Genomic DNA, 21,849 nt, shown 5'->3' with positions numbered 1-21,849 from the left:
GATGGCGGGCGCCCGGTGGGAATCCGTTTCCCGCCGGGCGCCGCGACCACGTGCGCGGTGGCGACGCGGGCATGGCTCACCTCGGGGTGCTGGCCCCGGCCGCACCCGTCGGTTGCTCGCAGGGATCGAGGCCGTTGACGTCGGGCATACGATCGTCGGCCGAGGCGAATTTGAGGTTCTGGTCGAACTTCGGCTGCCACTCGTCGAGGATGAACTTTTTGATCTTCTCGGTGAGGAAGGCGCAGGTCTTCGGGAAGTTGTTCGGCAGTCCGATGCCGTACGCGTCGCGACCGTACCGGAAGTTCTTCGGCACCTGGAGGTCGTAGCCCGCCCACTGCGGGGCCGCCGCCGCCCCCTCCAGCACCACGCGGTCGGTGGACACCGCCAGGACCTCGCCGTCGACGACGCGTTGCACACAGCGTTCCAGGCTCGGTTCCTCCGCCGGCGCGATTCCCATTTCCCTGAGCCGCTCCGCGGACGTCGAACCGCTCGGGACGCAGACGCTCTTTCCTCGCAGACTGTCGAAGTCCTCGATTTCCTGATCTCCCTGGGTGAGGATGCCCTGGCTGTCCAGGAAGTACGGTCCGGCGAAGTCGATCTGCTCGCGCCGCGTGTCTGTGATCGAGAACGTCGAAATCACCAGTTTGACGTTCTTGTTGACCAGCCTCGACTCGCGCTGGTCCAGCGGTATCGAAACGAAGCTGGCCTCGAAGCCGATCTCCCTTTCCAGCCAGTGTGCGAAGGCCACGTCGAACCCGGTCCACGTCCCGTTGTCGTACTCGCTCAACCCGGGCTGTTCGGGGTTGATGCCGATCGCCACCGTGCCGCTGAGGTAGCGCGCCGGGTCGTCCGGGTTCGGTTCGGGGGCGGTGCCTCCGATGGAGCAGGCGACAGCGGCCCCCGTCACCAGGACGCCGACCAGCGCCGCCGAGACTGGCCGGCGGACCGGACGGGGAAGGATGGAGCTGATCTTCATGGCGGCCACCTCTGTTCGGGTGTACGACTCAACGGTCGAGGTGGCCGTCGGCGAGCGTCACCTCGATGAGACAGCTCGGATCGACGACGCCCCGATACGTGATCTCCAGTTCCACGCTCCGTACGTCGGAGCCGACCGGTATCTCGACAAACTGGTCGTGTCGAGCCCGGACGAGCCCGCCGGGCCTGCCGTCGACGACCGGTCTGATGTCCAGCACCGCCGGGACGACGCAGTTGCCGGCAGTGCTGAGCGCCCTGATCTCGGGGGTGAACGTCAGCGATCCTCGTAGCGGCTCGCCGTCGATGACGGGAACCAGGGCCGCGGATCCTTCCGGGCTCAGCCGGGTGGGCGTACCGAACTCGACGTGCAGGTCGGATCGGTTGTCGTGCCACCACTGCACGGCGTTCAGCAGTACGACGAGCAGGAGGAGGGACGCCAGCGCCAGGGTTCCCCGGATCCACCGGGCCCGGCCGAGGTCGCCGGCCTGGTGGACCTGGTCCTGCGGGGTTGTCGCCTCGTCGGATGGTCCACCCCTCCGGCCGGTCCGGGAGCCGATGAGGGGCCGGAGATGTTCGACCAGAAACGGCGTGACGATTGCGGCGATCAGCGCCAGAATCTCGATCAGCCAGCCTGCCCGCTCCTCGCCGAGCGTGTACAGAACGGCGGCGATCAGACCGATCAGGAGCGTCGGCAGAAACCATTTCAGCTCGCGGACGACGAAGGTCCGGAGCCGTCCGGATCGATCGGTAGCGCTGCTCACGGCAGCGAGGCTAGCAGTTGTCAGGTTGCGGAGACATCTCCGACAAGCGATGTCGGCCGTACCGATTCCAAGGTATACCTCGCTGTGACCGGAAATTGGCACCGAACATCGGCAAGCCGGCCGAGCGGGGACCGGAGCGACGCACCACCGTGGATGGTCGGCCAGGTTGTGGTCGGCGTCGGGTCCGGACCGCCGGCGGCCCGGACCCGACGCCTGCGGTCTCAGCTCCAGGTCATGTCGATCTGGCGTTCGAAGGTGACGTAACCGGCCCGGGCGAAGGCCTTCGCCATCGGTACGTTGCCGACGTCGGTCGCCGCCCGGATCCACGGTACGTCCTGCTCGGCGAGCAGCCGCGTCCCCGCCGCCAGCACCTCGTCGATGTAGCCGTGGCCGCGGTGCGCCGGCACCACCCCGATGTAGGCGATGATCGGGTTGTAGCCGTTGTGCGCGGGGATGACAAAGCCGACCGGCTCGCCGTCCGGCAGCGTCGCGATCCGCCACCAGTCACGGGGGCTGGGATAGCGCAGCAGCTCGGTCTGATACTGCTCCTCGGCGGCCTGCCGGGCGGACATCCGGGTCAGCTCGTCCCGGCTGTGCGCGTCGAGGCTGCCGTCCATCACCAGGGTCATCAGGTCGACGAGTTCCCCGGGCTCGCGGACCGGTCGGAAGACCAGCCGGCCGGTGGGCTCGGGAATCGGGGTCCCGGGTCGCCACTCCAGGCGCAGCCGTTCGACGAAGAGCTTGGCACCCGTCCGCTCCAGGACCTCCATCCGGTCCTGGACGATCCGGCGACTGGTGTTGTCGTCACGCCAGTCCGGCGGGACGAAACGGGTGTACTCCGGTGGTGTCGCCCCGGCGGGTACCACCGTGGGCAGCGCCGCACTGAGCAGCCGTACGCCGTCGTCGGTGTTGTCGACGATGTCGAGGATGTCCAGCACCAGCGGGTGCTCGTCGTTCGGGCGGGACCACCAGGCGGCCCGGGCCACGAGACGGTCGCCGCGCAGGGCGAGCCACAGCCATTCCGGGCGGCGTCGACCCTCCGCCAGGTCTTTGGCGATTTCCTTGTTGAGGACGTACGGCAGGCTGTTGAACAGGTCAAGCTCGTCGGGCCCGGTGATCGGGCGCAGGGTCAGGTCGGTGTGGTGCTGAGTCGTCAAGGCATTCTCCGGAGGAGGGCGACCTGTCCGTGCCGGGGTTCAGCTCTGCTGACTGCCCCGGGAGGACGTGGACGCGGTGTGCGTGGCGTACATGGCCCAGCCCTCCTTTCTTGTGTTCGGCCGTGATGATCTGTACGGCCGCGAAACCTACGTGCCGGTCCGGTCCACCTGCAACCGATTAACTCTCGGGTCGCGGTCAGGCCCGCCGCACGGAGAACTCGTTGCCGTCGGGGTCGGCGAGCACGATCGTGCCGTCCTCGTCGACCTCGAGCCGGGTGGCCCCGAGGGACACCAGGCGGTCGACCTCGGCCCGCTGGTCGCCGCCGTCCGGAACGAGGTCGAAGCGCTGCCGGTTCCGTCCGGTCTTCGGCGCCACTGGCGGGCCTCCCCAGGCGACCTTCGTGCCGCCGTGCGGCGACTGGATCGCGGTCTCCTCGTCGTGCTCCCACACCAGCGGCCAGCCCAGCGCCTCACTCCAGAAGAGGCCGACCGCCCGGGTACCGTCGCAGGCGAGTTCCCCGAGGAAGCCGCACCCGGCGAGGTAGTTGTTGCCCGCCTCGATCACACAGAGCTCGTTGCCCTCGGGGTCGGCCAGGACGATGTGCCCCTCCTCGGGGAGCTGCCCGACGTCGAGGTGGGCGCCGCCGAGCTCCAGCACCCTCGCCACCGTGCGCTCCTGGTCGTCGTCGCGGTCGCTGGTCAGGTGCAGGTGCACGCGGTCGAGCCCCACCTTCTCCGTGGCGCTTCGGACGAACCGGAGGCCGACCTGGGTGTCGTCGCCGGGCAGCAGGGCGCCGCCGCCGTCCTCGACGACCTTCCTGCCGAGCAGGTCGGCCCAGAACCGCGCCAGGCGATCCGGGTCGTGCGCGTCGAGGGTCAGTGCCAGCAGTCGAGAGGGCATCACCCGACAGTAGATACAGGCCGTCGGGGCGACAACGCGTTTTGCCGGGCCCAGCCGAGGAACGCCGCCGGCAGAGCCAGAGCGGACGCAGCGGTAGGTGGAGGGCCGCGCGACCGGTCGGCGGCTGGTTCATCGCGGCGTCCGTCGCGACGGTGCTGTGGGGCGTACCGGATCGGCTGGACCCGGGGTCGCCAGGGTGACCACATGGGAACTCCTGCTCGACGGACGTGGTGGGTTGGGGACGGGGAGCCCCGGGGACCGGCTCGGTGGGCGAGTGGGGGAGCGGTCCCCGGGGCGGGCCACCGGGTCGAGGGGAGACCCGGTGCGCGCCGACCGTTCGGGTCCGGGTTGGCGCGTTTCCCGGTCCACAGTCTGGTGAGGAAAGCGCTACGGTCGGAAGTGTTCGCGCGGCGACCCGGGCCGATGTCCCGTCGATGTCCGGGGCCGGTACGCCCGAGGTAAGGAGCCTGTCCGTGACCGAGCAGCCGTCCACCCTCAGCCTCTTCGCCGGCGAGTTACGCCGGCTCCGGGGCCTCGCCAATCTGTCGCAGGAGGGACTGGCCCAGCGGATCAACTTCTCGGCCGCGCTGGTCGCCAAGGTCGAGCTGTGTCAGCGGCGACCGACCCTGGACTTCGCCAAGCGCTGCGACCTGGTGCTGGACGCCGACGGACTGCTCGCACGAATCCAGCAGGTGTTGGGTCCGGGGCCGGTGATGCCGTGGTTCCGGCAGTGGGCGGTCAACGAGCAGGAGGCGGTCGAGCTGCGGACCTTCCAGCTGTCGGTGATCCCCGGCCTGCTACAGACCGAGGCGTACGCCCGGGCGCTGCTCACCGGCGGTCGACTCTTCACCCCCGAGGAGGTGGAGCAGCACGTGGCGACCCGGCTGGCCAGGCAGGAGATCCTGACCCGGGACAAGCCGCCGCTGTACACCGCCGTGATCGACGAGCGGGTGCTGCACCAGCCGGTCGGCGGGCCGGCGGTGATGCGGGAACAGCTCCTGCACATCGCCAAGCTCTGCTCGGAACATCCCCGGATCCGGGTCCAGGTGGTGCCGACCAGCGTCGGGGCGTACGCCGGGCTGAACGGACCCTTCGTGATGGCGACCCTGCCCAGCAGTGGTCAGCTCGTGTTCCTCGACGACCAGCTTGACGGTCGGCTGGTCGAGCGCGAGGTCGACGTGGTGGCGGCGGTCCGGATCTGGGATACGATCCGCGGAGAGGCACTGTCCTACCAGCAGTCCATCGAGCTGATTGTGAAGGCGGCGGAGTCGTGGAAATGACCGGCGCGGTCTGGCGCAAGAGCAGCCGCAGCAACGCCAACGCCGGCGATTGTGTCGAGGTGGCCGACAACCTGACCGGAGTGGTCGGCGTACGGGACAGCAAGGATCCGACCGGCCCGGCCCTGACCTTCGACCCGACCGCCTGGCGGTCCTTTGTCCGCGCCGTCAAGTCGCGGTAGTCGACGCCTCGACGTCTTGTGTCAGGCTCGTGCTCCACAGCGGAGAGCAGCCTTCGGCCCGCCGGATTCCCCCGATCAACTGGCGTCTGTTCGACAATGACGGTCGACCTGGCCGCTTCGGCGTGGGCAGCAACGGCCCCAGCGTTGCCCACTGGGCGTCGGTCAGGTCGAACCGCCCGGCACCGCCGGGGTGTCCACGAGGTCTCCGGTTCAGGGGTTTGCTGGGTCGCTGAACCATCTACCGGAGACCTCGCCACATCACGACCTCCGGCCCACGAGGATTCCTCGAACCGGTTCAAACCCTGACCCGAGTTCGACACGCGTGGTAGTGGTCACGATCGGGATCATCGACGTTGCTGTCACCGGCGCGACGCGACGCCAACGCGGCACCTGTCGGCCCGGCTGAACCAGCCGGCGTAGGTGAGCACCAGGCCGGCCACGGCCAGGGTGCCGAAGAAGAGCCGAAAGAGCAGCGTCGCGGTCGGCGACTGCAGAGTGGCGTCCGCACTGGACTGGACCGTCGAAGGAACAGCGATCAGCAGAAATCCTCGGATGGCCACGAACCAACCGAACAGCGACACGGTGATCGCCAGCGGACCGCGCCAGTTGCGGTGTACGCCGATGATGATCAGGCCTCCCCCGAGCATTGACGCGCCGAGCATCCAGACCATGGACGGCTGGTCGAACAGGTTGCCAACCAGCTTTCCCAGGTCGGGCAGGCGGATCGCGAGGACAGTGGTGAAGACCGCGACGTAGGGGCCGATGACACGGGCGAACGCGCGGGTGCGTTGCTGTGCCTCGATGCTTGTGATTGTCATGATCGCTCCGTGTCTGTGGGGTTGTGGCGTTCGGCTGGCCCGCCTTCTGGTCGGTAACCGGCCTGGTGGAGTGCGGCGCGCAGGAACCGCTCGACCTCGGTTGGCGTGCTGGTATCCGGGTACACGGCCAGGTGCTGCCAGACCGCGCCGGTAAGTAGGTCGAGCAGGATGTTGATGTCGGTGTCCTCGGGCAGTTGTCCCGCTTCGCGGGCCCTGGTGAGCACGTCTCGCCGGGTGTGGTCGCGGTGCCTGCCGAACTGACTCTGGTAGGTCTGAGCGAGTTCGGGATCGTCCTCGATCGCGCCGTAGAGGCGCCGCAGCAGCCGGCGTTGCTGACCTCGTGTGGCGCGGCTCTCTGGTACGTGACTGGTACCCGTTCGGGATTCCGGCGTCGTACGGCTTCCCGCCCCGACCTCGACGGCGGAGGGCCATCCACACGACGTTGCGGTCTTTGACTGCGACGAGGTCGGCTGTGACGATTCGTCGAACCCGTGATCAACCTGGCCACGCTTCCGCTCGGAGCGGGACACGCTCTACCGGCTTCCGGTATCGGAGAGCGGGCACGGCCGCTCAGAAGCCGACGTCGCCAAAAGCGTAACCTATAGGTTACGCTTTCTGATGTGGACGAGGTGGCGGGAGCGATCGCCGATCCGGTACGGCGGGAGATCCTGCTGATGCTGCGCGACGAACCGCTCTCGGCCGGGCAGATCGCCGACCGGTTCGAGATCAGCCGACCGGCGATCAGCCGTCATCTGCGGGTGTTGCGGGAAGCCGGCCTGGTACGTGACACGGCTGACGGGCGCCGGCGGGTCTACACACTCGTCACCGCGCCGCTCGACGAACTGGTCGGCTGGCTGGGGCGACTGATGCGCCCCTCCGACTGGCAGCACCGCCTCGACGCGCTGGAGACCGAGGTCTACCGCACCCGCCGCGAGCGGCAGACGGCCGCCGGGCGGCGCCCATCACAGAAGGAGATTGCATGAGCCCGACACCCACAGGCCGACTGTTCGGCGACGACCTCGTGCTGACCCGTACGTTCCGCGCGCCGATCGACGACGTCTGGGCGAGCCTCACCGATTCGGAGCGTACGGCCCGGTGGTTCGGCCCGTGGCAGGGCGACGCGGCGCCCGGAAACACGATCAAGGTCCAGATGGCGCAGGAGGAGGACCAGCCCTGGATGGACATGACCATCGAGGCGTGCGAACCGCCGCGCCGGCTGGCGCTCTCCGCCGTGGACGAGTACGGCAGCTGGCACCTGGACCTGACGCTGGTCGAGAGTGCGGGCGTGACCGAACTCCGGTTCACCCAACACCTGACCGGCACGGAGGTTGTCGGTGAGGTCGGACCGGGCTGGGAGTACTACCTGGACGCGCTGGTCGCCTCGCGCGACGGCCAGCCCGCACCGAACTTCGACGACTACTACCCGGCGATGAAAGAGCACTTCGAGGCACAGCGACCGACGAACGTCGAGTAAGGCCCTCCGTCACACCGGGCTGGTCAGCGGCGTCGGCGACTCGTCGTCGAAGGTGGCTTCGGCGAGCTCCCTGACGGTACGGACGAAGGTCGCCACCGCAGCTGACCGCGACTCGGCCGGCCAGGCCACCGCCAGGGTCGTCGGCTCGAGTCCGTCCACCGGTCGATAGGCGATGTTCGGCCGTGGGAAGCGCCGGGCCACCCAGTCGGGCAGGAACCAGACGATGTTGCCCACTTCGACCAGGTTGAAGATCTGGGAGAGGTCGAGTCTGCTCCGCCGGTCCGCGGGCGGCTGCGGGCCGCCCGCCTCGGCCGGCGTACCGTCCGGGAGTCGCCGCCCGGTCAGGTCGGACAGCCGTACGGTGGTCCGCGCGGCCAGCGGGTCGGCGGCCGCCAGCGCCACCAGGCGTGGGCCCGTGACCAGCGGTTCCGTGTCCAGTCCGCGCTCGTCGAACGGGGTCGGCAGCAGTGCCACGTCGGCGCGCCCGTCACGCAGCGCCGGAACCTGTTCGCCGTGCCCGCCGAGCAGCAGCTCCACCGGCGGGGTCCGGTACGCGTCCATGATCTTCGGCAGCAGTCCGGCGTCGTAGTCGGCCTTCAGGGCCAGCCGTAGCGTCGGCACCGGCCGCCCGGCGTTGCGGGCCCGGTGCTCCGCCGCGGCGACCGCGTCCAGCGCCACCCGGGCGTCGGCCAGCAGCGTCTCGCCGGCCGACGTGAGCGTGACCTGGCGCGTCGTGCGGATCAGCAGCTGCACGCCGAGCTGTCGCTCCAGATCACGGATTGCCCGGGACAGCGGCGGCTGCGCCATGCCCAGCCGCTCGGCGGCCCGCCCGAAGTGCCGCTCCTCGGCCACCGCCACGAAGTACCGCAGCTGCCGCGTCTCCAGGTTACTCATACCGCCAGAGTATCAATCGGGACGGAGATGATCCTTCTGTCCAGCGTCTGGCCCGCGTTCACTGGACCTCGTCACGTTCGTCACCGAATCGAGGAAAAATGATCGTGGTTACCGCTCCGACCGGCAACATCGGCAGCCGGCTGGTGCAGAATCTGCTCGACGCCGGCGCGCCGGTCCGCGTTGTGGTCCGGGATCCGGCGCGGCTCGCGCCGGGCGTCGCCGAGCGGGTCGAGATCGTGCGCGGCTCCCACCGCGACCCGGCCGTCGTGACCGAGGCGTTCGCCGGTGCCGACGCCGTCTTCTGGCTCGTGGCGGCCGACCACCGTGCGGAGAGCGTCGACGCCGCGTTCTCGGGCTTCACCCGCCCGGTGATCGAAGCGTTCATGGCACCCGGCGTCGGGCGGGTGGTCGGCATCTCGGCTTTGGGTCGGGGCACACCGGTGGCCGGGCGCGCCGGGCACGTCACCGCGACCCTGGCCATGGACGACCTGATCGTCGACACCGGCGTGCCGTACCGGGCCCTGACCATGCCGTCCTTCATGGACAACACGGTGTGGCAGGTCGGCCCGATCGCGGCCCAGGGTGTCCTCTACGGCCCGTCCCTGCCCGACCTGTCCGCGCCGCTGGTCGCCACCCGGGACATCGCCGCGGTCGCCGCCCGGCTGCTACGCGACGACACCTGGACCGGGTTCGCGGAGGTGCCGGTGCTCGGCCCGCAGGACCTCACCTACGACGAGATGGCCGCGATCATCTCCGACGTGCTCGGTCGGCAGGTGCGCTACCAGCAGATTCCAGGCGAGGTGTACAAGGCGAACATGATGCGGGCCGGGTACTCCGAGCCGATGGCCCAGGCCCTGCTCGACATGGCTGTCGCCAAGAACAACGGCCTGGACAACGGCGTCACGCGTACGCCGGAATCCAGCACCCCGACCACGTTCCACCAGTGGTGCGTCGACGTGCTGAAGCCGGCCGTCGACGCCTGACGCCGAGGTGGCTCTGGCCCGGTCGCCGCCGGAGGTTACCCGGTGGCGGCGGCGACCGTCGCGGCCCGTCGGATCGACTCGGCGTCGTCGATGATCTGCTTGACGGCGTTCGCCGCCCAGACCGTCCGCCGAAACTCGTCGAAACGGGTCTCGACCTGCTGTGGTGGCAGGTCGGGCAGGACCCGTCGGGCCCAGCCCATCGCGCTCACCAGACCGCAGAGCACGGCGGTGCCCGGCTCGACGGGCCCTGGTCCGGTGACCGCCCCGCGCATCCGCTCGCGGGCGTCCGTCTCGACCAGTGACTCCAGGCCGTCCGGGGCCGGATAGCGGGTACGGGGAAAGAGCTTCAACAGCCGGTCAGTCTCCCGGCGGAGCAGCCCGGTCTCGACGAGCCGGGACAGGACCGCAGACCGTACGTCCCCGCTGAGACGCACGATCCAGTCCCGCGGTTCGCGCGCTCTTCGCTCCTGTTGGATGCGGGCGAGTGCGGCATCGGTCAGCGGATGGTCGGTCGCCGCCGGATTGGTCACGACCACGTGCCCGCCGATCACGTCGATGCGTCCGGCCAGGGCGAGATCCATGAGGAGCGCGCCGGTCAGGCCGTGGTCGAGGTGCGTACCGGTGCCCCGGGCGACCCCGTCGACGTCATGGGCGAGCAGGGCGATCACCTCGACCAGCGACACATCCGCCATACCGCAACCGTAGGCGTGCGCCACAAGGCGCCAGCGGCGGTCGGTGACGTGGCCGACCGATCAGATATGGATGTCGAGGAGAAGTGGCACCGGCACCTCGCCGTCGAGGACCTCGGCCAGCACCGCCTTGTGTTCGGCGTCGATCGGGTACGGCGATTCCTGGAAGGCGCGCACCGCCGCGTCGTAGTCGGCCGACTCCACGACATAGACAAAAAGTGGACCGTCCGCGGTTTCGAGAATGAAGCCCTGTTCGTGGGTGACGCCCTCGTTGACAAACGTCTCCCGGATCTCGTCGGCGCGGCGCATGCCCTCGGCAAGCCACGCCCTGAGCTGGTCAACCTTGCCCGGACGGATCCGTGACACCTTGATCTTGATCATCGACATCTCCCCGTGCTGTGCTTGTCGGGCGGACACGGGAACGTGGGCGGAACAGCCCACGAGCGCGCTCGACCCGGCCCTGGTCAGGCTAGATCACGTGCCATGCCCTACTCGTGGGTTGTGACGCAGGTTAACGCCAAAACGGGTCCGAGCAACGGTCCGCGGCGTCACCTGCGGTCATTTCCATACCTGCCTCAGATAGTGGTTCTCGTGCACGGGAGGAACGTCGGTCCAGGCCTGGCGTCCCGCAGGTTGATGATCGCGCCGCGCGCGCGGACGCCGCGGATTGACTGGCGGCGATAGGGTCACCGATCGTGGCCCATCCTTCCGGCTCCGACGCCCTCGGCATCCTCTCCGTCCACTTCACCGGCCTGCGACTGGTGGGCCGGAACGCCGTCGCCGAGCTGTACGTGGGACGTGACCGCTCCGGCGTCCCGGTGAGCGTCGCGGTGCTGACCGGGACGGCGGCGGCCGACCCGCAGGTACGGGCCGGGTTCCTGGCGGCGGTCGGTGGCAGCAGTTATGCCCCGTACGCCGGTGACCTGCCGGTGCACGCGGCCGACCTGTCGGGGGCGCGACCGTGGGCGGCGGTGCTCCAGCGACCGGATCAACCCGGCGCCGAACGGCTGCTGTCCGGGCTGCCGGGCGGCTCGGTCCCGGGCTCCCCGTCCTTCGCCGCGCCCCTGCCCGGCACACCGCTGGCCATGCCACCGCACGGCGCGCCGTTCGCCGTACCGCCGACGGCCGGACCTCCGAGCCCGGGAGTGCCGGGTGGCATCCCGGGCTGGGCGTCCGGGCCCGGTCAGCCGCCCAGTCCGGGTCATCCGCCCGCGCCCGGCCCGTCGGGTGGCATCTCCACCGGTGCGAAGACGGCGCTGATCGCCGGCGGTGTGGTTCTGCTCCTGGTGGTCGTGGCCGGGGTGTTCGCCGTCGTCAGTCTGCTTCCGGGGCCGGACCCGAAGCCGGTCGCCGGGCCGACGACGGTTCCGGCGCCGACGGAACCGGCCGGGGCGCCGGGAACGGGTGAACCCTCCGCCGGGCCGGGGCAGGGTTCCGCCACCCCGGGAGAGCCGCCCACGACGGGGGAGCCGTCTGCCGCGCCGGGGGAGCCGAGTCTGCGCGACGTACCGCCGGTCAGGGTGCTCGGCCCGTCCTACGCCCCGGGCGAGCCGACGTACACGATGACGTTCCCGGACTGGCCGTTCGCGTTTCGTACCCCGGAGACCTGGGGCTGTCTGGGCGGCCGGTCGGAGATCCCGGACAGCAAGGGATGGGTCTGCGTCGACGAGGGGAACCCCGGCAGCCGGCAGCAGGCCAAACTGCTGCTGCGCCCGTGCGAGACCACCTGTACGGCAACCGAACGCCAGGCGATGAACGAGGCCTGGATGAAGCAGCCGGACCGGGCCACCGTGGTGCGGGAGCGCACCTACTACGTCGAGACGAAGCGCAACCCGCAGGGCCTGTACGAGGTGGTGGCCAGCCACTTCTTCCGCGATCCGGGCGGCGGGTCGAAGCACTGGCAGGTCGGCGTCTACGTGTCGTCTCCGGCCGAGAGCCGCGACGACGTGTTGAAGATCCTCAACGACGTGCTGACCCAGGCCGGCTGAACCGACAACTTGACGGGTCCGCCGAGGCTCAGTGGGCCCGGCGACCGGACGATGCTGACTGGCGACGGGCGAGGACGGCGTGAGCCGCCTCGAGGCGTACGTCTCCGGGCCGGTCCGAGGAATCGCCCGACACGGCGTCGGCCCAGTCGAGCAGTTGACGCAGGTGTAGATCGTCCCCGGTCCCGGTGATCGGAGGATCGCCCAGGACGACGATCCCGGCGCTGCCGTCGACGGCGATCACCGTGCCCTCGGCGATGGTCCGCCCCCCGATCCGGATGGTGTCGTCGGTGACGACGAGGTCGGCGACCCCGACCACGGCGGCCTTGCCCATCGCCCGGGCCACCACGGCGGCGTGGCTGGCCGGGCCGCCGCGTGCGGTGACGACCCCGACCGCCGCCGCGAGCCCGTGCAGGTCGAGCGGGGAGGTCTCCGGGCGTACCAGGATCACCGGGCCGGTCGCCGCCATCCGCGCGGCCCGGTCGGCGGTGGTGGCGACCCGACCGACGGCGACACCCGGACCGGCGCCCCGACCACGGCCGAGCACGTCGGCCTCGTCGACCGTCGCCAGCCGGGGCGTACGCGGCTGGCGGAGCTGCCCGGGGGAGATCCGCAGCAGTGCCGCGTTCCGTCCGATGATGCCCTGGTCGGCGAGGTCGACCGCGAGCCGGACGGCGGCGGCGCCGACGAACCGCGCGGGACGGACCTGCAACAGCCACAGTTGCCCGGCCTCGACGGTGAACTCCAGGTAGCAGGCGTCGCGGTAGTGCCGCTCGATTCGCTCCATCGCCTGCCGGAGAGCGGCCCACACCGCCGGGAGCCGTTCGGCGAGGTCGGCCAGCGGCCGGGTCAGTGACCGTCCCGAGACGACCTCGTCGCCCTGCCGTCCGAACAGGACCTCGCCGAACGGCATCGGTTCGCCGGTGTCCGGGTCGCGGCTGAACGCGACCCCGGTCCCGCTGTCCGGGTCGCGGTTGCCGAACACCATCGCCTGCACGACCACGGCGGTGCCGAGATCGTCTGGGACGTCGTGCAGCTGCCGGTAGGTACGGGCCCGGGGCGTGTCCCAGGAGTCCAGCACCGCCGTCACCGCCAGCCTGAGCTGCCCGACCGCCTCGTCGGGCAGCGGCGGGCCGCCCTGTTCCGCGATCGCGGCGGCGAAGCTGGTGAGCAGGCTCAGCCGCGAGTCGAGGGCGAACCGCGGATCGCCGGTCTCGGCCGCCAGCCCGGCGGTGGCTCCGGTGGTGAGGCCGACGTTGAGGACGGTCGACATCATGCCGGGCATCGACACCTCGCCGCCGGAGCGTACCGAGACCACCAGTGGCCGCCCGGGTCCACCGAAGGTGCGTCCGGTGGTGCGTTCGAGGTCGGCGATCGCGGTGGCGAGTTCACCGTCCAACCCGTCAGGCAGTCGCCCGGCCTGCCGGAACGCCCGGTACGCCGAGGTGGTGACGACAAAACCCGGCGGTACGGGCAACCCGAGTCGCCGGAGCAGCACCAGGCCGGCGGCCTTGGCCCCGAGTACGTCGGCCGGCTCGTCGACCTCCGTCGAGAGTGGACGGATCCAGCTCATCGGGGGATGCCGAGGGTGGCCAGCAGGTCCTCGTGCAGTTGGAACCAGACGGTGTGGTACGCCTCCAGGTGGTCTGTCAGGTACTCCCGTTCGCCCGCCGCCACCCGGGCGAGGGCGTCGGCGAGGCGGACGCGGTAGCGGCCGTACCGGGGCAGGACGGTCGACAGGGCGGCGCAGACCGGTTCGGCCCGTCGGTCGAAGGCGACGAACAGGTCCAACACCCGGGCGTCGTACCCGGGATCGTGGTGGTCGTTGACCGTCACGATGCCGTCGATCAGTCGGGTCTGCCACGCCGTGCAGAGGTCGAGCAGTTCGGTGTTGAGCGGCAGGAAGCGGTCGTACGCCTCGGTGACGGCGGCCCGGGTGCCCGTGGTCCGCAGCTCGTCGGCGGTCCGGGTGGTGTCGGCGTCCCGGCCGGCCCCGGTCAGCCCCCAGCCACCGAAGTCGCCGGCCTCGTGTCGGACGAGTCCGGCGACGGCGAGGTCGATCAGCTCCGACTCCACGTCGGCCGCGTCGAGCCCGGTCGCCGTGGCGAGCCGGGTGAGGTTGGCGAACCCGATGCACCGGAGGGCGTGCAGCACCAGCCACCGCTGGTCGGTCAGGACGGTCACCGGGCCAAGATACTCCCAACATCCGGATGGTAGAAACATCCGGGTCTCCTGTCGGGCGGCTGGCTCCCGCTACGCCAGTGCCGCCGACCTGTCCGGCTTCCCGAGCCTGGACAGGCGGTCGAGCTGCGCGCGTACCGCCCGGGGATCGGAGCCGACCGCGCTGACCAGCACCGCCGGACCACCGGCCAGCGGCAGCACCGCTGCCGAGACGTCGGTGGGCAGGTCGGCCGGGACACCGTCGGGCCGGGCCGCCGAGACGACACCCGGCCGGGCCGTCGGCGGACAGCCGGCGGCGGGTGGCAGGCCGGTCCGCGCCCAGGCGGGGTCGACCACCAGGACCGAGCCGACCACCCGGGCACCGCCGAGCACCGCCGGGCCCGACCAGCCCGGCGCCCGCGGCCCGACCGCGAGATCGTTGCGGAGCAGGGTACGGCCGCCGTACCGCAGCGTCGTCGAGATCCGTACGTCGCCGCCCGGCTCCGCGTACCGGCCGCAGACCAGTTCCTCCCGCCAGCACAGGGCGGCGCCCTCGGCACAGTCGACCTCGGTGACCGTGACGTGGTCACAGCCGGCCGCCCCGATCAGCGGCTCGGGCAGCCAGCGCAGCACACCGCCGGCCGCCACCCGGGCCGTCACGTGCAGGCGGGACGCACCACCGGCTTTCCCGGGCAGCGCCAGCGACGCCGCGACACCGCGTACGCAGAGCCGGGCACCCGGACCGACCTCGATCTCCAACCCCAGGTCGTCGCCGCCGAGCGGCCCGGCCGCCCCGCCGACCAGATGCAGCTGCACCCCATCCGCCGGGTCGGCGGAGAGGGTACGGCGCGGCAGCAGCGGCGGCTCGCCCCGGACCGTCGCCAGCCGGCTGCCCCGGGACGGGTCGGCGACGACCACGATCCGGGCCCGGGCCCGCATCAGCCCGGCAGCTTCGCGGGGGCACCGGGCCGGCCGGCCACCAGTCCCCGGATCCACCGGGCGACCTCGGTCGCGGTCGGGTCCCCGACCAGGGAGAGGAAGACGGTGGGCAGCTCACCACGCCGGGCGGCGGCGTCCCGGGCCATCACCGACAGGTCGGCGCCGACCAGCGGCGCCAGGTCGGTCTTGTTGACCACCAGCAGGTCGGCCGAGGTGACCCCGGGGCCGCCCTTGCGTGGCACCTTGTCCCCACCGGCGACGTCGACAACGAAGATCTGCCGATCGACCAGGCCCCGGCTGAACGTCGCGGTCAGGTTGTCGCCGCCGCTCTCCACCAGCACCAGGTCGAGCGGACCGAGAGTCGCCTCCAACTCCTCGACCGCGTCCAGGTTCGCCGAGATGTCGTCCCGGATCGCGGTGTGCGGGCAGCAGCCGGTCTCCACCGCCCGGATCCGGTCGGCGGGCAGGACGCCGTTGCGGAGCAGGAAGTCGGCGTCCTCGGTGGTGTAGATGTCGTTGGTGACCACGGCGAGCCGCAGCTCGTCGGCGAGCGCCCGGCACAGCGCCGCGACCAGCGCGGTCTTGCCGGAACCGACCGGGCCACCGATGCCGACCCGCAGCGGCCGGAGGCCGTCGGACGCCGTCGGAGCCAACGGCGGATGTGGGTCGACTCCGGGATCCGGATGCGAGTGCGGCACCTCGTCCCCGGGATGGCCGGGCGGCGCGGCCGACCCGTGCTCGTGCTCGTGCGGTTCAGGACGCAAAGAGACGCACCTCCCAGCTGGCGTGGATCTCGGCACCGATCTCCAGCAGCGGCGCGGAGTCGGCGGGCAGCAGGTCGACCGGTTCGGTGGCCCGGGCGACCGCCTCGACGGCGAGCCGGTCACAGTCACCGGCCAGTACGGCGAGCAACGCGTGCACCGCGTACGGGTCGAGGCCGAGCAGGCGTACGGCGGCACTGGCCGGACCACTGACCGAGCCGTACGCCGCGGTGACCGCCGCCTCGACCGGGGTGAGCCCGGCCGCCGCCGCCACGATGCCGAGCGCGACCGGATGGTGCCGGTCCCGGTGTGCCGGGTCGACCGACCAGATCGCCCGACCGGCCCGGAGCAGTGCCCGACCCTGCACCCGGGACGCCCGGCGCAGTGCCGGGGACGGGGTGCGGGCGTCCAACCCGTCGTCCAACTCGTCCAGCCGACGCCGGTCGACGGCACCCGCCACGGCGCCGCCCGGCACGGCTGCGGTGCAGGCGGCGGCGGCGAAGACGGCGCCGATCCGGCCGGTGGTGTCGAGCCGGCCGTGCAGGAACCCGGCGAGTCCGGGCAGGTCGGTGAGCCGGCCGCTGGTGACCGCCGCCTCCAGGCCACCCGAGTGGGCGTGCCCGCCGGCCGGCAGCCGCCCGTCGGCGAGGACGAGCAGGGTGGCCAGGGCGGGCGACCCGGTAGGGGTGGTCACGATGCCTCAGAACAGGAAGTAGCGCTGGGCCATCGGCAGCTCGGTGACCGGCTCCGGTGCGACGACCTCGCCGTCGATCCGGACCGTGAAGGTGTCCGGCTCGACCTCGATCCGGGGCAGTGCGTCGTTCAACGGCAGGTCGGCCTTGCCCCGGGACCGGGTGTCGGCGACCGGGGCCAGCGCCCGCCGCAGCCCGATCCGGTCGGCGAGCAGCGCGTCGATCGCGGCCGGGGCCACGAAGGCGAGGCTGGTCGCGGCCGGCACCACGCCGTACGCCCCGAACATCGGCCGGGGCAGCATCGGCTGCGGGGTCGGGATCGAGGCGTTCGCGTCCCCCAGCTGCGCCCACGCGATCATGCCGCCCTTGAGCACCAGGTGCGGGCGTACCCCGAAGAACGCCGGGTCCCAGAGGACAAGGTCGGCGAGCTTGCCCGGCTCGACCGAGCCGACCTCGCCGTCGATGCCGTGCGCGACCGCCGGGCAGATCGTGTACTTGGCGACGTACCGGCGGGCCCGCAGGTTGTCGGCGGCACCGTCGCCGGGCAGCGCCCCCCGGTGGGCCTTCATCACGTGCGCGGTCTGCCAGGTACGGATGATCACCTCGCCGATCCGGCCCATCGCCTGCGAGTCCGAGCCGATCATCGAGATCGCCCCGAGGTCGTGCAGGACGTCCTCGGCCGCCATCGTGCTGGGCCGGATCCGGCTCTCCGCGAACGCCAGGTCCTCCGGCACCGTCGGGTTCAGATGGTGGCAGACCATCAGCATGTCGAGGTGCTCGTCCAGGGTGTTGCGGGTGTACGGCCGGGTCGGGTTCGTCGACGACGGCAGCACGTTCGGTTCGGCGGCGACGGTGATGATGTCCGGCGCGTGCCCACCGCCCGCCCCCTCGGTGTGGTACGCGTGGATCGACCGCCCGCCGATCGCCCGCAGGGTGTCCTCGACAAAACCGGCCTCGTTCAGCGTGTCGGTGTGGATCGCCACCTGCACCCCGGAGGCGTCGGCGACCCGCAGGCAGGCGTCGATCGCCGCCGGGGTGGTGCCCCAGTCCTCGTGCAGCTTGAAGCCGCCGGCCCCGCCACGCAGCTGCTCCCAGAGCGAGTCCTCGCTGACCGTGTTGCCCTTGCCGAGCAGCAGGACGTTGACCGGCCAGGGGTCGAGCGCCTCCAGCATCCGGCCGAGGTACCACGGGTTCGGGGTGACGGTGGTCGCCTTGGTCCCCTCGGCAGGCCCGGTGCCACCGCCGATGATCGTGGTGATTCCGCTGGCCAGTGCGGTCTCCAGCAGCTGCGGGCAGATCAGGTGCACGTGGCTGTCGACCGCCCCGGCGGTCAGGATCTTCCCGTTTCCGGAGATGATCTCCGTCCCCGGCCCGATCACCAGGTCGGGGTGGACCCCGTCCATGGTGTCCGGGTTGCCGGCCTTGCCGAGTGCGGCGATCCGGCCGTCCCGGATCCCGACGTCGGCCTTGACCACACCCCAGTGGTCCAGCACCAGCGCACCGGTGATCACCGTGTCGGGAGCGCCGTCCGCCCGGGTGACCAGGGACTGCCCCATCGACTCGCGGATCACCTTGCCGCCGCCGAAGACCGCCTCGTCGCCGTACCCGCAGTGGTCCTGCTCGACCTCGATCAGCAGGTTGGTGTCGGCGAGCCGGACCCGGTCACCGACGGTGGGACCGTAGAGCGCCGCGTACCGGCGCCGGTCGATACTGGTCACGCCGGCTCCCCGGGGTCGCCGGACGGGTCGGCGCCGTCGAGCGGGCCGGCGCACTCGCCGCGTAGCCCGGGGACCACCCGGGCGCCGCCGAGCGGCACCAGGTCGACATCACGATGGATGCCGGGCTCGAAGCGTACGGAGGTGCCGGCCGGCACCGCGAGCCGGTGCCCCCAGGCGGCGGCCCGGTCGAAGCGCAGCGCAAGGTTGGCCTCGGCGAAGTGGTAGTGCGAGCCGACCTGGACCGGCCGGTCACCGGTGTTGACCACGGCGAGGGTCCGAACCGGACGGCCGGGGTTGAGAACCACCTCGCCCGATCCGGGCAGCACCTCGCCGGGGATCATGCCCGCCCCGGTCACGGGATCGGCTCGTGCACGGTGACCAGCTTCGTGCCGTCGGGGAAGGTCGCCTCCACCTGGACCTCCGCGATCATCTCCGGCACCCCGTCGAGTACGTCGTCGCGGCCGAGCACGGTCCGTCCCGCCTCCATCAGCTCGGCGACGGTACGCCCGTCCCGGGCGCTCTCCAGCAGGAACGCCGTGATCACGGCGACCGCCTCGGGATGGTTGAGCCGGAGCCCACGCTCGCGCCTGCGCCACGCCAGATCGGCCGCCACGTGGACCATCAGCCGTTCCTGCTCGTGACGGGTGAGGAACATCAACACCTCCGTGACGGCGACGAACTGAACGGATCGTGTCAGTCAGATATTTCGATGAGGTTACGCGGGGTTCGCGGCGGTTCGGCACGGCGGCGGGCCGGCGTGGCAGCGGCTCGGACACGGCAGCGGGCCGGTGCGGCGGTCGGTCGCCGCGGATGTCCGCCCCCGGCGGCCACCCGCCCGGCTATTCGCCGGTGAGCTGAGCGGGTGGGGCCACTGATCTGTCCGGGATCCGTCTGATCGACACACGTCTCGCACTCGGTACATCTGTAACACTTGGGGTATCCGGGGAGACGGGATCCTTGATCATCGGCCTGGCGGACCGGCCAGTGGCCCCCGGGGCGGCGCCCCGGAAGACCAGTGGGCGGGCGGAGCGGCGTTGGGCAATCGCCCGGCACATGCCCTGCCCGTCACGGTCTTCACGGGAGAGCCCATGCCCACACCACTCGTTCCACTCACCCAGTGGCCCGGCCCGACCAGCACCGGCGTACCACCCGGCAGTGTGCTGACCCCGTCGGGACCCCTCGAGCTCAAGCAGGACGGCCAGGTGGTGACTAACCTGCACGTCACCGGCCACATCAACGTGTACGCCCGGAACGTTGTCATCCGCCGCTCGAAGATCACGTCGAACGGGCCCGGCTTCGCGATCCGTACCCTCGGCTCCGCAGCCAACCTGCTGGTCGAGGATGTCGAGATCGATGGGCGGGGCCGGGCGCCCGCCGGCCTCCACCTCGACGACTACACCCTCCGGCGGGTCAACATCCACCACGTCCAGGACGGGCTCCGGCTCGGCTCGCGGACCAGCGTGGTCGACTGCTGGATCCATGACCTGGTGGGAGCGGCCGGCTCACACAACGACTGCCTGCAGGTCACCGACGCGACCGACATCCTGGTCCGGCACAACCGGCTGGGCCGCTACCAACCGGGTACGGGGGCGTCGGTGAACTCCTGTCTGTCGGTGGGTGGCGCGGTACACCACCTGCGGTTCGAGGAGAACTACTGCGACGGGGGCGCGTACACGGTCACGTTCCGTCCCGGGCTGGTCGCGTCCAACGTGGTCTTCAGGCGCAACGTCTTCGGTCGGAGCCACCGCTTCGGAGTTGTCCTCCGGTCGACGCAGCCTGGCGTCCTCTGGCACGGCAGCAACGTCTGGTGCGACACCGGTCGACCGGTGCTGCCATGAACCGGTTCCTGGTCGGCGCCGGTCCGGGGCGGGACCGGCCTGGCCGGATCGGCCCGGCGCGGCATCCGTTCGAGGTGATGGCCCTGGCTTCCGCGCTGCTCTGCGGGATCGTCCTCGCGGTCATCGAGGGCAGCCCGCCGTCGGTCTCCGCCGTCATCCCCGGTGACCTGGAACCGCTCTGGGAGTTCGGACTCGTCGCCGTGGGGATCGTCGGGCTGCTCGGCCTCGGTTGGCCGGGACGACTCGGCACCGCGCTCGGCGTGGAACTCGGCGGGCTCGTCGGCCTCGGGGCGGTCACCGGCATGTACGCGATCGCCCTGGCGGTCACCGTCGGCACGCCAGGGATCGTCGCGGCCAGCTTCACCGCCGCCGTCGCCGTCGCCGCCTGGTGGCGCGGCGTGCAGATCATCCGTGACCTCGGCCGGCTCGCCCGGCCCGACCAGGCGGACGTCCCGGTCGACGTACCGGTGCTCGTAGAACTCGTAGAAAGAGATCCACCGTGACCACGCCCAGCCCACCTCCTCCGTCCGGTCCGCCCTGGGTCGAGATCCTGGTTTCCGTCATCGGCGTGCTCGGCGGTGCGGGGGGAATCACGGCCGTCGCCACCGTGCTGGTGCAACGCCGCAAGTTCAAGGCCGACGCCGCCGACGTCCTGACCGACACCGCGTTGATCCTGGTCCAACCGTTGAAGGCGCGGGTCGCCGAGCTGGAGGCGGAGACGGTCCGCGCGCGTCGCCAGGTCGAGGCGGCGACCCGGGAGATCAGCGAACTCCGGTCGGTGGTCCGCGAGGCCACCGCGATGATCCGACGGTGGCGGGCGGCCATCCTCGCCCCGTCCGCGACCATCGACCAGCTTCGGGTCCTCGTCTCCAGCAGCAGCGCGCCGGAGCGCACGCCTGGCGACGGGCCGTGGGCGGACGACGTTCCCCGGCCGCGCTGAGGATGCCGGGGCTCAGGCGACGCCGACGGGCCGGAACTGCACGCTGACCCGGGGGCCGACCGGCCGGGAGGTCTTCGGGATCGTGTGCTCCCAGGTGCGTTGGCACGAGCCACCCATCACCACCAGATCGCCGTGACCGAGGGGGAAGCGCAGACTCGACCCGCCGCCGCGTGGCCGGAGCAGCAGCGGTCGTGGCGACCCGAAGGAGACGATCGCGACCATCGTGTCGACGGTGGCCGAGCGGCCGAGGGTGTCACCGTGCCAGGCGACACTGTCCCGCCCGTCGCGGTAGAGACACATGCCGGCGGTGACGAACGGCTCACCCAACTCGGCGGCGTAGTGCCGGGTCAGGGCCGTACGGGCGGCGGTCAGCAGCGGATGCGGCAGCGGCTCCCCGGCGCCGTACCAGCGGAGCAGCCGGGGTACGTCGACCACGTCGTCGTACATCCGGCGGCGTTCGGCCTGCCAGTCGACCTCGGTGAGCAGTGTGGTCAGCACGGCGTCCGAGCCCTGGACCCAGCCGGGCAGGTGGTCGACCCAGGCGCCCCGGGTGAGCTCGTGGCGGCGGACCCGTCCGGCGAGCGGCCCGAGGGCGGCGCCGTCGCCCGCGACGCCAGCCCCGGCCCCGGCCCCGAAGTCCAGCATCGAGGGCTGGTAGGCGGCCTGTGGCATGCCCGCCATCCTAACCCGTGATCGAACGCCAGT

Annotated in this window: 27 protein-coding genes; 9 read left to right on the top strand and 18 right to left on the bottom strand. The window is 71.3% G+C overall.

Features of this window, described 5'->3' with window-relative positions:
• Positions 1 to 76: 76 nt before the first annotated feature.
• The 4 genes from ABGB05_RS20805 to ABGB05_RS20790 all read right to left on the bottom strand — a co-directional run bounded on the left by ABGB05_RS20805 (position 77) and on the right by ABGB05_RS20790 (position 3,794).
• The gene (locus tag ABGB05_RS20805; protein WP_347655112.1) at positions 77 to 976 is read right to left on the bottom strand and encodes a transporter substrate-binding domain-containing protein; all 900 of its coding nucleotides are present in this window, start codon (positions 974 to 976) and stop codon (positions 77 to 79) included.
• 28 nt (positions 977 to 1,004) lie between these two features.
• Positions 1,005 to 1,838: a hypothetical protein gene (locus ABGB05_RS20800; RefSeq protein WP_347655111.1), complete on the bottom strand. Its 834-nt coding sequence runs from the start codon at positions 1,836 to 1,838 to the stop codon at positions 1,005 to 1,007.
• Between the two features lie 119 nt (positions 1,839 to 1,957).
• The gene (locus ABGB05_RS20795; RefSeq protein WP_347655110.1) at positions 1,958 to 2,893 is read right to left on the bottom strand and encodes a GNAT family N-acetyltransferase; all 936 of its coding nucleotides are present in this window, start codon (positions 2,891 to 2,893) and stop codon (positions 1,958 to 1,960) included.
• Positions 2,894 to 3,089: 196 nt separating this feature from the next.
• Entirely contained in the window at positions 3,090 to 3,794 is a 705-nt protein-coding gene (locus ABGB05_RS20790) for a VOC family protein (RefSeq protein WP_347655109.1), read from the bottom strand.
• Between the two features lie 473 nt (positions 3,795 to 4,267).
• Between ABGB05_RS20790 and ABGB05_RS20785 the strand changes: the two genes are divergently transcribed.
• Both ABGB05_RS20785 and ABGB05_RS20780 read left to right on the top strand, forming a co-directional pair.
• Entirely contained in the window at positions 4,268 to 5,074 is an 807-nt protein-coding gene (locus ABGB05_RS20785) for a helix-turn-helix transcriptional regulator (protein ID WP_347655108.1), read from the top strand.
• On the top strand, positions 5,071 to 5,253 hold the full coding sequence (locus ABGB05_RS20780) for a DUF397 domain-containing protein (protein WP_347655107.1): 183 nt from the start codon (positions 5,071 to 5,073) through the stop codon (positions 5,251 to 5,253). Before ABGB05_RS20785 ends, ABGB05_RS20780 begins: the two co-directional genes overlap by 4 nt.
• 359 nt (positions 5,254 to 5,612) lie before the next feature.
• Here the strand turns inward: ABGB05_RS20780 and ABGB05_RS20775 are convergent, their stop codons facing one another.
• Both ABGB05_RS20775 and ABGB05_RS20770 read right to left on the bottom strand, forming a co-directional pair.
• Complete coding sequence (locus ABGB05_RS20775) at positions 5,613 to 6,071, bottom strand: hypothetical protein (RefSeq protein WP_347655106.1); 459 nt, start codon at positions 6,069 to 6,071, stop codon at positions 5,613 to 5,615.
• Positions 6,068 to 6,601 carry a TetR-like C-terminal domain-containing protein gene (locus ABGB05_RS20770; RefSeq protein ID WP_347655105.1) on the bottom strand — a complete coding sequence of 178 codons (534 nt, stop codon included), beginning with the start codon at positions 6,599 to 6,601 and terminating at the stop codon, positions 6,068 to 6,070. Before ABGB05_RS20770 ends, ABGB05_RS20775 begins: the two co-directional genes overlap by 4 nt.
• A gap of 90 nt (positions 6,602 to 6,691) precedes the next feature.
• Between ABGB05_RS20770 and ABGB05_RS20765 the strand changes: the two genes are divergently transcribed.
• Positions 6,692 to 7,054, top strand: coding sequence for a metalloregulator ArsR/SmtB family transcription factor (locus ABGB05_RS20765; protein ID WP_347655104.1), 363 nt, complete (start codon positions 6,692 to 6,694; stop codon positions 7,052 to 7,054).
• Positions 7,051 to 7,545 (top strand): SRPBCC family protein, encoded by a 495-nt coding sequence (locus ABGB05_RS20760; protein WP_347655103.1) that lies wholly within the window; start codon positions 7,051 to 7,053, stop codon positions 7,543 to 7,545. The genes ABGB05_RS20765 and ABGB05_RS20760 overlap by 4 nt, the downstream gene beginning before the upstream one ends.
• A gap of 9 nt (positions 7,546 to 7,554) precedes the next feature.
• On the opposite strand, the gene ABGB05_RS20755 is transcribed toward ABGB05_RS20760, so the two are convergent.
• Positions 7,555 to 8,439 carry a LysR family transcriptional regulator gene (locus tag ABGB05_RS20755; protein WP_347655102.1) on the bottom strand — a complete coding sequence of 295 codons (885 nt, stop codon included), beginning with the start codon at positions 8,437 to 8,439 and terminating at the stop codon, positions 7,555 to 7,557.
• 98 nt (positions 8,440 to 8,537) lie between these two features.
• Here ABGB05_RS20755 and ABGB05_RS20750 point away from each other — a divergent pair, with 98 nt between their 5' ends.
• Positions 8,538 to 9,422: an NAD(P)H-binding protein gene (locus tag ABGB05_RS20750; RefSeq protein WP_347655101.1), complete on the top strand. Its 885-nt coding sequence runs from the start codon at positions 8,538 to 8,540 to the stop codon at positions 9,420 to 9,422.
• A gap of 35 nt (positions 9,423 to 9,457) precedes the next feature.
• Here ABGB05_RS20750 and ABGB05_RS20745 read toward each other — a convergent pair whose 3' ends face one another.
• Both ABGB05_RS20745 and ABGB05_RS20740 read right to left on the bottom strand, forming a co-directional pair.
• Positions 9,458 to 10,114, bottom strand: a complete 657-nt coding sequence (locus ABGB05_RS20745) for a GPP34 family phosphoprotein (protein WP_347655100.1) — start codon at positions 10,112 to 10,114, stop codon at positions 9,458 to 9,460.
• A gap of 60 nt (positions 10,115 to 10,174) precedes the next feature.
• Positions 10,175 to 10,492, bottom strand: coding sequence for a DUF6176 family protein (locus ABGB05_RS20740; RefSeq protein ID WP_347655099.1), 318 nt, complete (start codon positions 10,490 to 10,492; stop codon positions 10,175 to 10,177).
• Between the two features lie 314 nt (positions 10,493 to 10,806).
• Between ABGB05_RS20740 and ABGB05_RS20735 the strand changes: the two genes are divergently transcribed.
• Positions 10,807 to 12,099, top strand: a complete 1,293-nt coding sequence (locus tag ABGB05_RS20735; RefSeq protein WP_347655098.1) for a hypothetical protein — start codon at positions 10,807 to 10,809, stop codon at positions 12,097 to 12,099.
• Between the two features lie 28 nt (positions 12,100 to 12,127).
• Here the strand turns inward: ABGB05_RS20735 and ABGB05_RS20730 are convergent, their stop codons facing one another.
• The 8 genes from ABGB05_RS20730 to ABGB05_RS20695 form a co-directional block, all read right to left on the bottom strand.
• Positions 12,128 to 13,669, bottom strand: coding sequence for a pyruvate, phosphate dikinase (locus ABGB05_RS20730; RefSeq protein ID WP_347655097.1), 1,542 nt, complete (start codon positions 13,667 to 13,669; stop codon positions 12,128 to 12,130).
• Positions 13,666 to 14,280, bottom strand: a complete 615-nt coding sequence (locus ABGB05_RS20725; RefSeq protein ID WP_347655096.1) for a transcriptional regulator — start codon at positions 14,278 to 14,280, stop codon at positions 13,666 to 13,668. The genes ABGB05_RS20730 and ABGB05_RS20725 overlap by 4 nt, the downstream gene beginning before the upstream one ends.
• 69 nt (positions 14,281 to 14,349) lie before the next feature.
• Positions 14,350 to 15,195, bottom strand: coding sequence for an urease accessory protein UreD (locus tag ABGB05_RS20720; protein WP_347655095.1), 846 nt, complete (start codon positions 15,193 to 15,195; stop codon positions 14,350 to 14,352).
• Positions 15,195 to 15,959 (bottom strand): urease accessory protein UreG, encoded by a 765-nt coding sequence (gene ureG, locus ABGB05_RS20715; protein ID WP_347655094.1) that lies wholly within the window; start codon positions 15,957 to 15,959, stop codon positions 15,195 to 15,197. The genes ABGB05_RS20720 and ureG overlap by 1 nt, the downstream gene beginning before the upstream one ends.
• Positions 15,949 to 16,650: an urease accessory UreF family protein gene (locus ABGB05_RS20710; RefSeq protein ID WP_347655093.1), complete on the bottom strand. Its 702-nt coding sequence runs from the start codon at positions 16,648 to 16,650 to the stop codon at positions 15,949 to 15,951. Before ABGB05_RS20710 ends, ureG begins: the two co-directional genes overlap by 11 nt.
• A 6-nt stretch (positions 16,651 to 16,656) precedes the next feature.
• Positions 16,657 to 18,366 (bottom strand): urease subunit alpha, encoded by a 1,710-nt coding sequence (locus tag ABGB05_RS20705; protein ID WP_347655092.1) that lies wholly within the window; start codon positions 18,364 to 18,366, stop codon positions 16,657 to 16,659.
• Positions 18,363 to 18,707, bottom strand: a complete 345-nt coding sequence (locus ABGB05_RS20700; protein ID WP_347655136.1) for an urease subunit beta — start codon at positions 18,705 to 18,707, stop codon at positions 18,363 to 18,365. The genes ABGB05_RS20705 and ABGB05_RS20700 overlap by 4 nt, the downstream gene beginning before the upstream one ends.
• An 11-nt stretch (positions 18,708 to 18,718) precedes the next feature.
• On the bottom strand, positions 18,719 to 19,021 hold the full coding sequence (locus ABGB05_RS20695) for an urease subunit gamma (RefSeq protein ID WP_278062759.1): 303 nt from the start codon (positions 19,019 to 19,021) through the stop codon (positions 18,719 to 18,721).
• A gap of 433 nt (positions 19,022 to 19,454) precedes the next feature.
• Between ABGB05_RS20695 and ABGB05_RS20690 the strand changes: the two genes are divergently transcribed.
• Genes ABGB05_RS20690 through ABGB05_RS20680 form a run of 3 tightly spaced genes read left to right on the top strand, consistent with a single transcriptional unit; the run spans position 19,455 to position 21,144 of the window.
• The gene (locus tag ABGB05_RS20690) at positions 19,455 to 20,204 is read left to right on the top strand and encodes a hypothetical protein (protein ID WP_347655091.1); all 750 of its coding nucleotides are present in this window, start codon (positions 19,455 to 19,457) and stop codon (positions 20,202 to 20,204) included.
• The gene (locus ABGB05_RS20685) at positions 20,201 to 20,707 is read left to right on the top strand and encodes a hypothetical protein (protein WP_347655090.1); all 507 of its coding nucleotides are present in this window, start codon (positions 20,201 to 20,203) and stop codon (positions 20,705 to 20,707) included. Before ABGB05_RS20690 ends, ABGB05_RS20685 begins: the two co-directional genes overlap by 4 nt.
• Positions 20,704 to 21,144 carry a hypothetical protein gene (locus tag ABGB05_RS20680; RefSeq protein ID WP_347655089.1) on the top strand — a complete coding sequence of 147 codons (441 nt, stop codon included), beginning with the start codon at positions 20,704 to 20,706 and terminating at the stop codon, positions 21,142 to 21,144. The genes ABGB05_RS20685 and ABGB05_RS20680 overlap by 4 nt, the downstream gene beginning before the upstream one ends.
• 12 nt (positions 21,145 to 21,156) lie before the next feature.
• On the opposite strand, the gene ABGB05_RS20675 is transcribed toward ABGB05_RS20680, so the two are convergent.
• Entirely contained in the window at positions 21,157 to 21,816 is a 660-nt protein-coding gene (locus tag ABGB05_RS20675; protein ID WP_347655088.1) for an alpha-ketoglutarate-dependent dioxygenase AlkB, read from the bottom strand.
• Positions 21,817 to 21,849: the final 33 nt, after the last annotated feature.

The sequence above is a fragment of the Plantactinospora sp. B5E13 genome (genome assembly GCF_039871775.1).
Taxonomy (GTDB): Bacteria; Actinomycetota; Actinomycetes; order Mycobacteriales; family Micromonosporaceae; genus Plantactinospora.
The sequence above is the reverse complement of the archived record's forward strand: the minus strand, read 5'-3'. Positions and strand labels throughout refer to the sequence as shown.